Annotated in this window: 9 protein-coding genes and 1 pseudogene; 8 read left to right on the plus strand and 2 right to left on the minus strand. The window is 69.1% G+C overall.

The window, feature by feature from the left end; translation table 11 throughout:
* Window positions 1–176: 176 nt before the first annotated feature.
* From G3I40_RS03115 to G3I40_RS03150, 8 genes and pseudogenes are all read left to right on the plus strand, one after another.
* Window positions 177–482 (plus strand): DUF6247 family protein, encoded by a 306-nt coding sequence (locus G3I40_RS03115; RefSeq protein ID WP_164300593.1) that lies wholly within the window; start codon window positions 177–179, stop codon window positions 480–482.
* A complete protein-coding gene (locus tag G3I40_RS03120) occupies window positions 479–739 on the plus strand; it encodes a hypothetical protein (RefSeq protein ID WP_164300594.1) in 261 nt (86 codons plus the stop codon). Before G3I40_RS03115 ends, G3I40_RS03120 begins: the two co-directional genes overlap by 4 nt.
* Before the next feature lie 195 nt (window positions 740–934).
* A complete protein-coding gene (locus G3I40_RS03125; RefSeq protein WP_343244806.1) occupies window positions 935–2,188 on the plus strand; it encodes a hypothetical protein in 1,254 nt (417 codons plus the stop codon).
* 470 nt (window positions 2,189–2,658) lie between these two features.
* On the plus strand, window positions 2,659–3,336 hold the full coding sequence (locus G3I40_RS03130) for a hypothetical protein (RefSeq protein ID WP_164300595.1): 678 nt from the start codon (window positions 2,659–2,661) through the stop codon (window positions 3,334–3,336).
* A 294-nt stretch (window positions 3,337–3,630) separates the two neighbouring features.
* Complete coding sequence (locus tag G3I40_RS03135; protein ID WP_164300596.1) at window positions 3,631–5,262, plus strand: hypothetical protein; 1,632 nt, start codon at window positions 3,631–3,633, stop codon at window positions 5,260–5,262.
* Between the two features lie 226 nt (window positions 5,263–5,488).
* Window positions 5,489–6,046: a GNAT family N-acetyltransferase gene (locus G3I40_RS03140; RefSeq protein ID WP_164300597.1), complete on the plus strand. Its 558-nt coding sequence runs from the start codon at window positions 5,489–5,491 to the stop codon at window positions 6,044–6,046.
* A 497-nt stretch (window positions 6,047–6,543) separates the two neighbouring features.
* A pseudogene (locus tag G3I40_RS46875) lies at window positions 6,544–7,370 on the plus strand (serine/threonine-protein kinase); the annotation flags it as partial.
* Between the two features lie 775 nt (window positions 7,371–8,145).
* Window positions 8,146–10,089, plus strand: a complete 1,944-nt coding sequence (locus tag G3I40_RS03150; RefSeq protein WP_343244807.1) for a PAS domain S-box protein — start codon at window positions 8,146–8,148, stop codon at window positions 10,087–10,089.
* 677 nt (window positions 10,090–10,766) lie between these two features.
* Here G3I40_RS03150 and ppdK read toward each other — a convergent pair.
* Window positions 10,767–13,454 (minus strand): pyruvate, phosphate dikinase, encoded by a 2,688-nt coding sequence (gene ppdK, locus G3I40_RS03155; RefSeq protein WP_164300598.1) that lies wholly within the window; start codon window positions 13,452–13,454, stop codon window positions 10,767–10,769.
* Between the two features lie 46 nt (window positions 13,455–13,500).
* Complete coding sequence (locus G3I40_RS03160; RefSeq protein ID WP_164300599.1) at window positions 13,501–14,400, minus strand: universal stress protein; 900 nt, start codon at window positions 14,398–14,400, stop codon at window positions 13,501–13,503.
* Between the last annotated feature and the right edge of the window lie 244 nt (window positions 14,401–14,644).

Raw genomic sequence — 14,644 nt, forward strand, 5'->3', positions numbered from 1 at the left:
CGTGGGGGGCCGTCCTGGAGAATCCGAGGGCCGGGCGCTTTTCGTGTCGGGCATGACGACCCCTCATCGGACGACACACAATCCGCGTCCCTTCAAAAGGGACCGTTGCGCCATGCCCGTCCCCGTCGGCGAGTTGCGCGCGTACCGTGGCGGTAAGCCCCGCCCTGGAGGACACGATGAGCGCGCAGCCCGACCACGCACCCGCCACCGTCCACGCACCTGCGCCCGGGGCGCCGGCCGAGCTTCTTGCCCAGCTGCGCGCCGACAAGCGCGCCGACTCCTGGGTGCCGGCATTTGAACGCGAGTACGCGGCTGCCCTCGAGGAATCGCTGCGCACCTTCTCTCTCACCTCCTTGTACGAGGTCGTTCAGGACTGGCAGGGCCGCATTGCGCACGCTCCGGCCGTCGACGCGTTCATCGCTTCCGGTTACGACGACAGCGACGCTATCGATCTCACGGAGCTCCGCCGGCGGCGCAGGTGAGTCTGTCGCCGTACGCGGTCCGCGTGTCCGCCCCGGCCGCGAAGGTCCTCGATGCACTGCCCGAACACGCTGAAGACATCGTGTGGGACATCCTCGCCGCGGCCGCGGCCGATCCCTGGGGCTTTCGGCGGTTCGACACCGATGACGAGGAGGGAGAGGACGTGCGCTACGCGGCTGTCGGCCAGCTCTCCCTCACCTATTGGATCAACCGGCCTCTGCAGAGCATGACGGTCCTGAACATCGTCTGGCTCGGGTAGCCCCCCCCCGTGATGACGGCTGACCCGTTCCTGAACGGGGCCACTGCTCATCCGTGAAGCCGGTTAACGCGGGCGTGCCGATGCCGCGCTGCGTACGAGACCGCGGGGGATGGCATGCGAACAGTGCGAGTTATCCACCCCACGTGTCGCATCCGTAAAGCCCCTCTACGCTCGGTGGTCGGCACGGCGGCCGCCGTGACCGGACGAGGGGGAGTCGTGGTGGGTGCGCGCTGGCGCAGGCTGTGGCAGACGGTGGCCGTGGGCGGGCTGGGGCTGAGCCTGTACGCGGGCTGGCTGACGATCGACGACGTCCGTGACCGGGCTGCCAGCGAGCGCGACATCGCTGCGGCCTGCGACCACCTGATTTCCGGGGCGCAGGTGATGAACCTGCAGGGCGGTATGGTCCGCGCGCAGTCCGACGGCTATGACGAATACCGGCTCGATGCACGGCATCTCCCGAGCGCCTGCACCCTCTACAAGGTGACCGGAGCACACCGGACGAGCGACTTGTTGCGGCTGATCGTCGAGAGCAGCGACGGCGATCAGCCGGTGAACATGACCGGACGCCAGGGCTCCCCGTTCCTCACGACGACGGACGGCCATGAGTACAAGCGTGACGTCACCGCGATAGCCGACCGCATGCCTGAACCGTGGCCGCTGGGCGACGGAACGCTGGGCTCGTACACGAACACCAGCACCACCATCCGGGCCGAGTGCGGGCCAGGCAGCGGCGCCGCCGCGCCGAAACTGCTGAACGTCACCGCCGTGGCGCGCTATCAGAACGTATCCGCAGGGGACCGGGAGCGATTGGCCCGTATCGCCCGGGCGGCTACACAGAAGCTGACCCGGCGGATCGACTGCAAGGCCCAATTGCCGGCCCTGCCTGCGCAGTTGGCTGAGCTTCCCGTGAAGCTTCGTCCGGTCGCCTCGGCCACCGGCTCCTGCCGGTGGGCCGGCCGGCTGGTCAAGGAGCAAGGCCAGGGCCGGCTGCCCGACCGTGCCTTGGCGGTGCCGGTCCGTGATGTGGCCCCCGTCGAAGGCTGCCTGCTGGCGGTCGGACCCCACCAGGTCCGGGACATTTCCGACGGCCTCGACTTCGACCAGCGCGACTACGCCGAGTCCGCACTCACCTCCTCACCCTGGTGGCTGCGCACCGTGTCCTACGTCGGTGCCGAGGCACAGTCGGTGGCTAATGAGGAGGTCGGTGCCGGCGAGGACGTGCGGCTCAGGCCCGGGACGGCCGGCGGCAGGAACGGCACCTGGTGGGCGTCTTCGACCTGCGACGGGAAACCGGCCCTGCACACCCTCACCGTCGACCACCTCTACGACGACATCCTCGGCCCCCGGGCACTCGACTCCCTGTTCCGCGCCTACGTCGACGACATCACCACCCGACGCGGCTGCACCCACGTGACCTTCCCGGACGCCAAGGACTTCCACACCCTCTGACCTGTGCCGCCACGACGGGCACCGGCACCTCGCTCCCGGGAACGCGGTGCGGGGAGCGCCCGAATCCCGCCCCGATCACGCCCGTCGCTGTTCCCGTACCCGGGCGGGCGACCGTCATCCGGTGCAGCCTCACCTCGGTACCCCCCCTTGAACCCTGGCGTGCGGGCCCACAGATGGACGTCCCCGTGGCTGCCTGTGGCGGGCAGGACCGGCACCGCGTCGACGTCCAGGCGAGGCTCGCACCGCTCACCGCTGCGGGCAGGCGAGTCCCGCGACCCGGCGGACATTCCCTGGCCCACGCCGGCAGCTATCCGAGATCGGTTCCTTCGCTCATCTCGGCCTCAGAGCTGTGGAGCCATTTGGATGGTGGCCGCATGTTTTCCTCGTGTGTCACCGGAGTTGACGCGTGGGCGCGTGCGTACGGTGGCGGCCCTCGCAGGGCACGGGGAATTGACGCAGGGAGTGTGCAGATGGGTTGCAAGGCTGTGTTGCTGGCTGGTGTGACGGCCGTTTCCGTGGCCGTGGGGCCGGCTGTGGGTGTGGCCGTGGCGGCGCCGCAGCAGAGTCAGGATGCCGCGTCTGCCGCTGTGAGGCCGACGTTGACGGCCAGGGCCACGGCCAGCAGTGTCAAGCTGTGGCAGGAGTTTCGGATCTACGGGCAGTCCGCGCACATGAGGGTCGGCACGCGGGTCACGTTGCAGCAGAAGCAGGGCAACGTGTGGAAGTACTTGCCGGTGTCGATGAACACCACCCGTACTGGCGCTTACAACCTGCGGGTCAAGCTCGGGCTCAGGGGCGTGAACCAGCTGCGTATGGTGGGCGGTTCGGCGATCTCGCCTATCGTGAAAGTCAACGTGCAAGCGCCGCCGACTCCGAAGGCGACGTTGACGGCCAGGGCCACGGCCAGCAGTGTCAAGCTGTGGCAGGAGTTTCGGATCTACGGGCAGTCCGCGCACATGAGGGTCGGCACGCGGGTCACGTTGCAGCAGAAGCAGGGCAACGTGTGGAAGTACTTGCCGGTGTCGATGAACACCACCCGTACCGGCGCTTACAACCTGCGGGTCAAGCTCGGGCTCAGGGGCGTGAACCAGCTGCGCATGGTGGGCGGTACGGCGATCTCGCCCATTGTGAAGGTCACCGTGCGCTGAAGTAGCACGCGTCTTTGGTCCGACGGTTACCGGGGCACCGGCAGATGGCTCCGTGTCCTGCGCACGGGTCAGCGCTCGCTCCCTTGGATGGCTGAGCACGGGTGACTCGGTGGGAGATCAAGGGTTGGATTCGCGATGAACATCTTGAAACGGCCCGTGGAGGCCCCAGCGCGTCCGGCTGTTCCTGAGATTCGGCGCCCTGCAGCTTTGCCCGCCCGGTGCGGTCGGTGGGCCGTGCCTTCGGGGTCTGTCGCGTGGGCGAACGGGGCGCTGGCTTGCGCAGTCGCTGCCGCCATGGTCGTCCTGGCCTGGCTGCACCGCTGGTCCGGAGACGACTCGTTGATCTACACCCGTGCCGTGCGCCAGATCCTGGCGGGCAACGGCCCGGTACTCACCGCGGGCGAGCGGGTGGAGACCTCGACGGGAACCCTGTGGCAGTGGCTGGTAGCAGGGCTGACCCTGCTCAGCGGGGCCGATCCGCTCACTGTGGCCGTGTACCTGGGGTTGCCCTGCACGGCGGCGGCCATGGTGTTCGCGCTGCGTGGCGCCGCCAGGCTGCACCCGGGCGGAGGCTGGCTGTTGCCCTTCGGGGCGATGGTCCCGCTGTGCGTGGAGGCGTTCTGGGACTACGGGACCTCGGGCTTGGAGACCTCGCTCGTGTTCGCCTGGATCGCCGCCTCCTGGTGGTTGCTGGTCACCTGCGCCCGCATGCAGTCAGCACGTCGCCATCTGACGGCGTGTGTGGTGATCGGGCTCGGGCCGCTTGTCCGACCGGACATGGCGCTCGTCTCGGCCGTTCTGGGCGCCGCGCTGTGGTGGGTGATCAGGCCAGGTGCGCGTGCCGTCGCGAGCGGCGCCGCGGCAGGACTGGCTCTGCCGGTGGCCTTCGAGGTGTTCCGGGCCGGCTACTACGGTCTGCTGGTGCCGATGCCCGCCGTGGCGAAGGAAGCCGGGCAGCCGATGTGGGAGCGCGGCTGGGCGTATCTGCTCGACTTCGTCGGCCCGTACTGGCTCTGGGTCCCCCTCTTCCTCGTCATCGTCACTGCCGTCACGCTGTGGCGCCCCGGCCGGCCGGTCGACCAGGGCATGGTCGTCGTGGTGGCGGCTCCGGTGGTCGCGGGGCTGGCCTCCTGGACGTATGTGGTGCGCGTCGGCGGCGACTTCATGCACGCCAGGATGCTGCTGCCCGGCCTGTTCCTGATGCTGCTGCCCGTCTTCGTCCTGCCGGCCCGGCGCACCACCACAGTGGCGACGCTCGCCCTGCTGTGCTGGGGAGTGCCGTGTGCCGCCACGCTGCAGGCCCCCGTCCGAGGTGCAAACACCGACTACATCGTCTACAACCAGCGCCTCAGCTACATGCACCACACCGGCCAGGCACATCCCGTGGACCAGGCCGCGCATGCCGGACGCATCCGGGTGCTCACCCGACATCTGCGCGCCGCCCAGGCATCCGGGCAGCGCTCCTTGGTCCTCGAGTACGTGTACGGAAAGAAGTACGCCACGCTGCCGCTGCGCAAGGACCTGCCGGGCAGTGTCGCGCTGAGCGCGGTGAGTCTGGGTCATGCGGGTGTGGTCGCCCCGCTGGACGGCCGTCTCGTCGACATCATGGGGATCGGCCATCCCTTCGGCGGCCACATCCGCCCCTACTGGTTCGGCAAGGCAGGACACGAAAAGGCACTCGACCCGGCCTGGGCCGTCGCAGACTTGACACCACCAGGCACCGCGGTACCTCCCGCAATCGGCGCGCAGAAGGTGACAGCAGCCAGGCATGCACTCACCTGCCCCGCGATGGCCGACCTTGTGGCGTCAACCCGGGCGCCACTCACGGCCGCACGCTTCTGGCACAACCTCACCGGCGCCTGGGCCCGCGGTTCCGTACGCTTCGACAACGACCCGCGCCGGGCCGAACGGGAACTGTGCGTCTGATCTCACCGGGGCGGCACGGGCCCTCGACGGCCGCCTCGCCCTCGGCGAGCTCGGGCACGGCGTGCTCGGCGAGGGCCTCCATGGTGACGGCCGTTCCGGCTACGCCTCTCGTCATCATCGAAGCGAACCACGCAGTCAACCGCGGGGTGGCGTCCGGGGGCCCAGCGACTGTCGTCGGCTGGAAAATCGGTGGCAGACCCGGCCGGTCAGTAGTGAAGATCGCACCATGCTCAATCTTCTGGAGACCGAGCGTCTTGTGCTGCGTGCGTTCACGACGGCCGACACCGATGACTTGCTCGCCCTGGACAATGACTCCGAGGTCATGCGCTTCCTCAACGGAGGTCGCCCCACCACCCGTGAGGAGATCGAGACGCGGATTCTGCCGCGGCTCCTGCACGACTACCCGTGTTGGGGAAGCCGCGGTTACTGGGCCGCGCAGGAGAAGAACACCGGCGCCTTCCTGGGCTGGTTCGAGTTTCGGCCGCTGGAGGATCACAGCCCGGCCGTGGTCGAACTCGGCTACCGGTTGAACCAGGCGGCATGGGGACTCGGCTACGCCACCGAAGGCGCCCGAGCTCTGATCCACAAGGGGTTCACGGATCTGGAGGTCGAGCGGGTCACAGCGAACACGATGGCCGTCAACACACGGTCCCGCCGGGTCATGGAGAAGTCGGGCCTGTCCTTCCTCAGGCACTTCACCGGGGACTGGCCGGAGGCGATCGAGGGCTCCGAGCACGGCGAGGTCGAGTACGAACTCACCCGGACCGAGTGGGAACAGCGGTAGACGGGGGCGCCCCAGGCCACCACCCTTGACGATTGTTCCCTCAGCAGTAGGTCTTGCGGAGCCGTGTGCCGGTGGTCGGTGCCACGTTCGCCTGGGAATTATAAGACCGTCATATTGTCGGCGGTAGGGGCCGCTAGTCAAGCGTGTGGGGGCCGGCTGCAGTGTGCTCGGCGACGAGAGCAACGGCTCCAGGACTGAGGTATACTCAACAGCCAGCTCCAACCGGGGCTGACTGTGGGGATCGGCCTGCCGATCGGCGAGTGTTGCCAACCTCTTGAGACTCCCTCCTCCTCGCTGCCGGGGACGGAGGACAGGTGTCCGAGAACGTATCCACGCTCTGAGCCGGACGGATGACTCGCTGGCATGCGGGGCCGGGCGTCGAGGTAGCCGCGCGTGACGCGGGATGGCCCCTTGCGGCGCTCGCGCTGGTTTTACGTCCCGACAGCCCGAACTCGCCATAGCCCCCGCTCCACCGCCCAACACCCCATCTGTATGGCATGGTTGAGTTACTCTCCTTTCTCGTGGAGGAGTCCATCGCCGAAGACCCGCCCCACATAGGTCCCTACCGCCTCATCGTCCGCCTGGGTGCCGGCGGTATGGGCCGGGTCTACCTCGCCCGCTCCGAAGGTGGCCGTACGGTGGCGGTCAAGGTCGTGCAGGCCGAGTTCGCCCAACACGCCGAATTACGCTCGCGGTTCGCACGCGAGGTGACCGCGGCGCGGCGGGTAGGTGGGGCCTGGACCGCGGCCGTGCTCGACGCGGACACGGACGCGGAGACGCCCTGGGTCGCGACGCAATACGTTCCCGGGCCTGATCTGCATGCCGTCGTGGCCGAGCAGTACGGGCCGTTGCCCGAGCATTCGGTCCAGGTCCTGGCCAACCGGCTTGCGCTCGGCTGCAGGCCGTCCACGGGGCGGGCCACCGTGACCTCAAACCGTCCAACGTCCTGGCCACTGTGGACGGGCCACGTCTCATCGACTTCGGCATCGCCCAGGCGCTGGACAGTATCAGCCGGGACAGTCTGCAGACCCGCACGGGCATGGTGATCGGGTCGTCCGGCTTCATGTCGCCGGAGCAGGTGCGGGGCTGGCACGTCACCGCCGCCTCCGACGTGTTCTGCCTGGGCTCGGTCCTCGCCTACGCCGCCACAGGGCGCCAGCCCTTCGGCTCGGCCGGCAACGGGCTGCATGCCCAGTTGTTCCGGGTCGCCGAGGAAGAGCCGGACCTGGACGGGGTGCCGCAGGCCCTCCTCGGACTCGTACGGGAATGCCTGCAGAAGGACCCGGCACAACGCCCCTCCCCGGAAAGGGTCGCCGCTCGCACCTCGACAGAAGGGGAGCGGCACGAGGCGGGGGCTGCCGGGCCCGCCGGTGATCTCGATCTCGCCCTGGCCCGGATGCGGGAACTGCTCGCACGGCGGGCCACTCTCCTCGGGCGCCCCGACCAACTGACAGCGCCCGTGACGGAGTCCGCGCTCCTCGAAGCCGAACGCCGCATCGGGCGGCCGCTGCCCGCCGACCTGCGTGCGCTGTACAGGCAGGTCGCCGACAGGGGCGGGGACGCCGGTGTGTTCCAGCACGGCGCCCGGCTGCCGATCGAGGGGCTCGTCGCCGAGTTCATGGAGGGCGTGTGGGAGGGAGAACGCCCATGGTTCGGCTGGGACATGGGGTGGAACGCGATCGTTCTCGACGCCGTGCCCCGGACACCGTGCGCCGCTGCGGGCAGCATCGCGGCTGGCTGCCCTTCCTGACCCGCTACGACGGCAACTTCGTCTCCGCCCGTCCCCGCCCGCGACGGCCGCCCCGGCCAGCTCATCGGCACCGGCCGGGACCACGTCGGAGGGGCCGCCTATATCGCCGACTCGGTCACCTCGCTGCTCGGGCACTATCTGGACACCCTCGACCAGGGCGCGTACGAGCACGGGGGCCGGTGCGGGCGGCACTGGCGGGGGGTTGATGATGGCCCTCGGAGGCGTCCTCGCACGGCCGGCCGCACCGTAAGGCGCATCGAGTCGTTGATGGCTGACGTCGGTGCAGTCGTTGACTCGTTACGCATTCCGGTAAAGAAGCGTCACTACTTGGCGTTTGGCGACAAGCGTCGTGTGCGAGGGCCCGTTGATGCTGAGATGTGTCATGGAACCGGGTGAACGCAGGGCACAACCTCCCACCATCTCCGTTTCGGAGGAGCCGTTTCGCGCGTTGTTGGAGGCGGCCCCCGACGCGATGGTGATCGTCGACGACGCTGGAGTGATCCGTCTGGTCAATGCCCAGACAGAGACGCTGTTCGGCTACCCCCGCAGCGAGTTGCTCGGCCGTCCCATCGAGATCCTGGTCCCGGAGCGGTTCCGGGGTCAGCACCCGGGGCACCGTATGGGGTACTCCGCGAACCAGCAGATCCGCCCGATGGGCGCCGACCTCGAGCTGCACGGACTGCGCCGGGACGGAGCCGAGTTCCCCGTCGAGATCAGCCTCAGCCCGTTGCAGACTCCGGACGGGCTGCTGATCTCCGCCGCTGTACGCGATGTCAGCGAACGCAAGGCCGCCGAGGCTCGCTTCCGTGCCCTGCTGGAGGCCGCCCCGGACGCCATTGTGATCGTGGATGGCGCAGGCATCATTCAGCTCGTCAACGCCCAGACACAAGCCCTCTTCGGGTACGGGCGCGAAGAGCTCCTGGGACACCGGGTGGAGATCTTGGTGCCTGAGCGGTTCCACGGCCATCACCCCACGCACCGCCACGGCTACGTCGACAACCATCGTGTACGCCCCATGGGAGCCGGCCTGGACCTGTACGGGCTGCGCAAGGACGGCGTCGAGTTTCCCGTCGAGATCAGTCTCAGCCCCCTGCAGACTCCGGAAGGCACCCTGGTCTCCGCAGCCATCCGTGATGTCAGCGCGCGCAAGGCTGCCGAGGCGCAACTCGCCGAACTCTACGAACAGCAGCGCCACGTGGCCCTGACACTGCAGCGCAGCCTGATGGGCTCACCAGCTCCGCTGCCGGGTATGGACACGTCCAGCCGCTATTTTCCCGCCCGTCAGGGGCCGGGTGTGGGAGGAGACTGGTTCGATCTGATCGCACTCGGCGGCGGGCGGGTGGGAGTGCTGATCGGTGATGTCATGGGGAGGGGGTTGGAGGCCGCAGCCGTCATGGGGCAGCTCCGCTCGGCCTCGCACGCCCTGGCCAAGACCGGAATGCCGCCCTGGCAGCTGATGCGGGCCCTGGACGCGGTCGTCAGTGAACTGCCCGATCAGCTGGTCACTTGCTGCTACCTGATCCTGGACCCCGATGACAGCGCTGTGACCGTGTGCTCCGCAGGACATCTGCCGGTCCTGCTGGTGGACTCCACCGGACAGGTCCGCCGCCTGCCAGTACCCGTCAGCGTCCCTCTGGGCGTTGGCGACATTCCCCACCAGGAGACCCGGCTCAGCGTGCCGCCGGCCTCGGTGCTCGCCCTGTACACCGATGGCCTGGTGGAGACTCCCACCAGCGACATCGAGGAGCAGATCGATGCCCTCGCCATAGCCCTGGAAAAGGCGACCGCAGGAACTCCCTGCCTCGAAGCGGCCGCCGACTCCGTACTCGCCACTCTGCTGCCAGGTCCCCAGGACTACGCCGATGATGTGACGCTCCTGCTCGCCCGCATCCCGCCCACCCCGGTGACCGCCGTCACCGCGGAGCTCCCGGCTCAGCCCGTCAGCGTGGGCGAGGGGCGCCGCTTCCTGCGCCGCACCCTCCAGGACTGGGACTGCGACGAACTGACCGACACCGCCTGCCTCCTGGCCTCGGAGCTCCTGTCGAACGCCGTGCGTCACGCATGCGACCCGCTTCGCCTCCGGTTGCGGCGTACCAGGGACGAACTCCACATCGAAGTTAGCGACGGCAGCCCTGTTCTGCCTCGCGCCAGGACTGCGGGCCTCGTGGAGGAGTCGGGCCGCGGACTGGCCCTGCTCAACCACCTGGCCGCCACGTGGGGGACCCTACTCACCCGGGAAGGCAAGGCCGTATGGTTCGCGCTGCCCCTCCCGGACACTGCGGACGGAGAGTGACTCGCTGTCTGACCGGCGTCCGCACGCACGATGAACAACGGCTTCCAGAGCCGGACCGGGCATCTCTTCCCCCAGGTGAGCCAAGGAGGCGCGTGGGAAAGGACGGCGCTGACCACGCCCGGTCGACCCGCTGTCGCCTCAGCTCGACCAGAGAGACCTCGGGCCGCGGACGTCGGAGTCGACGGAGGTGTTGACGGCGGCGCCGGCCAGGCCGGGGATCAGGAACAGCACGACGAGAGCCTTCGTCGTGAGGTCGAGATTAGGCGACGTGTGCCGGACGGGAGGGTCTCCTTGGTGGAGGCCTCGCCGAACAGCGGCTTGGGGGAGGCCGGGGGAGGAGGCAGGCGTAGGCGTTCAGGCGCAGTGCGTATTGGGGTGACTGCGGCCGTCGCCGCGTAGGGCAGGGTGAGGGCAGTCGCCCCAGGGCGAGGATGATGAGCCAGAACCTCCAGCTGACCGCTGCCCAGCCGCTCTGCAGGAGGCTGCTGATGATCGCCGTGGGGTCACCAGGACCAGTCGGAAGAACACTGCGAGACGGTTCAGCTAAGTGTGCGCACCACGATCTGCACCGGGTGGTCGGGAGCCGCCGACGAGAACGGTGGATAGGCGCTGACCAGCAGCGCGGCCCAGGCGTGGACCCCGGGTCGTGTAGGCGTGTGCGGAACGGCGCGGCCTCCTCATCGGCTGGCGCTTCCGCCGCTTGCCGCGCCGAGCGCTGCCCGCCCTGCCGCCAGCCGCACTGCCGGAACTCGGAACGGTGAGCAGGACACGTAGTCGAGGCCCGCACGGTGGAAGAAGTGCACGGAGGCCGGGTCGCCACCGTGCTCCCCACAGATGCCGGCGGCAAGACGGGGGTTGGCCTTGTGGCCGCCTGCCAGAGCATGTGTGATCAGTCGGCCGACGCCCTCCTCGTCGATGCTGTCGAAGGGGGAGACGGGGAAGACGGCGCGGTCCAGGTAGACAGGGAAGAAGGAGGCTTCCGCGTCGTCCCGGGACATCCCCCACACGGTCTGGGTGAGGTCGTTGGTGCCGAAGGAGAAGAAGTCGGCGTGGCGAGCGAGACGGTCTGCCGTCAGAGCGGCTCGGGGGAGTTCGACCATGGTACCGATCGGGCAGTCGATGCGGCGGCCCGCCGTGCCGGACACGTCCGCGAGTACCTGTTGCACCTCGGCACGGGCCAAGCGCAGCTCCTCGGCCGTAGCGACGAGCGGGATCATGATTTCGGCGTGCGGATCTCCGCCCTCGCGCAGCCGCTGCTCGACCGCCTCGGCGATCGCCCGGGTCTGCATGGCGAACAGACCGGGCACGACCAGGCCCAGGCGCACTCCGCGCAGCCCGAGCATGGGGTTCTGTTCGTGCAACCGCTGCACTGCGTCCAGGAGTTCGCGATCTCGGCGAGCGGGGTTCTCCATTGTGGCCAGGCGTACGGACAGTTCTGTGAGGTCGGGCAGGAACTCGTGCAGGGGCGGGTCGAGGAGCCGGATGGTGACCGGCAGGCCGTCCATGGCTTTGAGGATCCCGACGAAGTCGAGGCGTTGCAGCGGCAGGAGAGCATCCAGCGCGCTGCGCCGGGCGTCGTCGTCGGTGGCGAGGATCATGTCCTCGATCAGCGAGCGGCGATCTCCCAGGAACATGTGCTCGGTGCGGCACAGGCCGATCCCCCGGGCGCCGAGCCGTCGGGCGAGGGCGGCGTCGGCTGGCGTGTCGGCGTTGGCCCGTACTTCGAGGCGGGCCACGGAGTCGGCGTGTGCCACGGAACGCAGAACCGCGTTACTGAGGGCGCCGGTGCTCGTCCCTGACTCGACGGCGGTGCGTACGTCGGAGTCGATCAGGGGCAGCGCTCCCAGGTGCACGGTTCCGGTGGTTCCGTCGACGGAGACGGTGTCACCCTCGTGCACGACCACACCCGAGCGGGTGGTAAGGCGTCGTGCGGTCTCGTCGACGGTGAGCGTCTCGGCACCGCACACGCAGACCTTGCCCATACCGCGTGCTACGACGGCGGCATGGCTGGTCTTGCCGCCGCGGCTGGTGAGCACGGCCTCCGCCGCGATCATGCCCGGCAGGTCCTCCGGAGTCGTCTCGCGCCGCACCAGGACGGTCCGTCGGCCCGCGCGGGCCTCGCGCACCGCGGCGCGCGAGTCGAAGACGACGACCCCCACCGCGGCGCCGGGCGATGCCGCCACGCCGCCGGCGAGGGGTACGTCGCAGGGCCGTTGTGCGAAGCGCGGGAACATGAGTCGGTTCAGCTGCTCTCCCTCGACGCGCCGCAGCGCCTCGTCCCGTGAGATCCGGTGCTCGGCCGCGAGATCGTCGGCTATGCGGAACGCCGCCTCGGCGGTGCGCTTGCCGACGCGGGTCTGCAGGATCCACAGCGTGCCACGTTCCACGGTGAACTCGACGTCGCACAGGTCGCGATAGTGGTGCTCCAGCGTCCGCAGGTGACCGGCGAGTTCGTCGTGGACGTCAGGGCTGGCTGTTCGGAGGCTGTCCAGGGACGCGGCGTCACGAGCACCGGAGACGACGTCTTCGCCCTGGGCGCCGGGCAGGTAGTCGCCGTACAGCCCGGGTTCGCCGGTGACTGGGTCGCGGGTGAAGGCCACCCCCGAACCGGAGTCGGCTCCGAGGTTGCCGAAGACCATGGTCTGGATGGTGACGGCGGTGCCGAGATCGTCGGGGATGGCTTCCCGTGCGCGGTAGAGGCGGGCGCGCTCGCTGTTCCAGGACGAGAAGACCGAGCGGATGGCCTGGTGGAGCTGTGTGACGGGGTCCTGCGGAAACTCCTCGCCGCCCTCCCGCCGGATGAGCGACTTGAACTCCTGGACGATGGACTTGAGGTGGCCGGTGTCCAGTTCGGTGTCGTTCTTCAGACCGTACTTTTGCTTGCGAGCCGCCAGGACCTCCTCGAACAGGGCGCTGTCGATATCCATGACGGTGTGCCCGAACATCTGCAGGAGGCGGCGGTAGGAGTCCCAGGCGAATCGCTCCTTGCCAGTGACGCGCGCGAGGCCGCGCACGCACGCGTCGTTGAGGCCGATGTCGAGGATCGTCTCCATCATCCCCGGCATCGAGAACTTGCCTCCGGAGCGGACGGATACGAGAAGGGGCCGATCCGCCGCTCCCAGGGAGCGGCCCACCGCTTGCTCCAGCGCGGCGAGTTGCTGGGCGACCTCGACACCGAGGTCCGCCGGTTCCTCACCGGTGGCCAGGTAGCTGCGGCAGGCCTGGGTGGTGATGGTGAAGCCCGGCGGTACGGGCAGGCCCAGGCGGCTCATCTCCGCGAGTCCCGCGCCCTTGCCGCCCAGGAGGTCGGTCAGTTCACGGCTGCCGTCGGCAAACGCGTACACGTACGAGGTGGGTGCGCTCATGACGCGACTTCCTCACAGGGCGGGTGGGGTCGCACGGACGGCAGGCTCAGGGGTGCGGCACGATCGCGACGGGGCACGGTGCCTGGTGAACGACCGCATGGGTGACGGGACCGTTGCCACGGTTCACGTGGAACGTGGCGTGCGCGTGGCGGCCGACCACGACGAGGCTCGCCTGCTTCGCCGCGGCCAGCAGCGGTGTCCCGGCCCGCCCCTCGACGACCGTGCCCGCGACCGTCACCGTGGGGAACTTGGTGCGCCAGGACTGCAGTACGGCCTCCTGGAAGCGGTACCACTCTTCTTGGCGGCGCAGACCGGGCACAAGGCCGATCTCACCTGGCCCCAGGGCGTACATGCTGGGGTTGCGCCAGGCGGAGAGGACGTGCAACCGGGCGCCGCGCTGTTCGGCGGCTGCGAACGCGAACTCGATGACCTCGTCGCACGGGTCGGTGAGATCCAGGCCCAGTACCACCTCAGGAGAGGATTCGTCCTTGACGGAGCGGTACGGCAGGGGCGACCCACCGGAGCGGACGAGGACGATCGGCACGGGACTGGCGCCTGCTACATGGTTGGCAACCGACCCCACGACGACTCCCGTGACCGAGGACAATCCGCGTGAACCCAGCACCAGAAGGTCGGCTTGTGCGGCGATGTGCAAAAGGGCGGCTGCGGCTGGGCCCTCGAGCGGATCGGCCGTCAGTGGCAGGGCTGGGGCGTAGGTGCGGACCGCTGCTTCTGCCGTGTCCAGAACGCTGCGGGCCCTGACCCGTTGAGCCGCGCCGACGGCCGTTGCACCCGCGGGGACGTCCGAGGCAGGATGCGGGCTCCAGTTCCAGGCGTGCACGAGCCGCAGAGGTACGTCGCGTCGGAGCGCTTCGCGGGTGGCCCACTCGGTGGCGGCGAGACTCTCCGGGGACTCGTCGACTCCGACGATCACTGGTCGCAGCATGGTGCTGTCCCTTTCCGTGACTTCCCCCGTGCGTCTGAGCTCATCTTTCCGCCACAGGTGTGCTGCGAGGAGGGGCCGCCGGACCCGTTCCCAGGACCGTCCGGCCCCTTTCCCGGGGCCGTCCCCAGCGGATCATGGAGCCGGTGGGTGGGATCTGCCGAAAGGAGGGGAACGCTCTTGAGCAGTTGGGCCGACAGGGCTGCATGCCCTCGGCTTCAACACCGGATTTGCAGGCGTCGCAACG

Source organism: Streptomyces sp. SID14478, from assembly GCF_010548525.1.
Classification (GTDB): domain Bacteria; phylum Actinomycetota; class Actinomycetes; order Streptomycetales; family Streptomycetaceae; genus Streptomyces.

Bases quoted from the DNA above. Each gene is read 5' to 3' on its own strand.
- G3I40_RS03130 (WP_164300595.1), top strand. From the start codon at position 2,659: ATGGGTTGCAAGGCTGTGTTGCTGGCTGGTGTGACGGCCGTTTCCGTG.
- G3I40_RS03140 (WP_164300597.1), top strand. From the start codon at position 5,489: ATGCTCAATCTTCTGGAGACCGAGCGTCTTGTGCTGCGTGCGTTCACG.
- G3I40_RS03160 (WP_164300599.1), bottom strand. From the start codon at position 14,400: ATGCTGCGACCAGTGATCGTCGGAGTCGACGAGTCCCCGGAGAGTCTC.
- ppdK (WP_164300598.1), bottom strand. From the start codon at position 13,454: ATGAGCGCACCCACCTCGTACGTGTACGCGTTTGCCGACGGCAGCCGT.
- G3I40_RS03135 (WP_164300596.1), top strand. From the start codon at position 3,631: ATGGTCGTCCTGGCCTGGCTGCACCGCTGGTCCGGAGACGACTCGTTG.
- G3I40_RS03115 (WP_164300593.1), top strand. From the start codon at position 177: ATGAGCGCGCAGCCCGACCACGCACCCGCCACCGTCCACGCACCTGCG.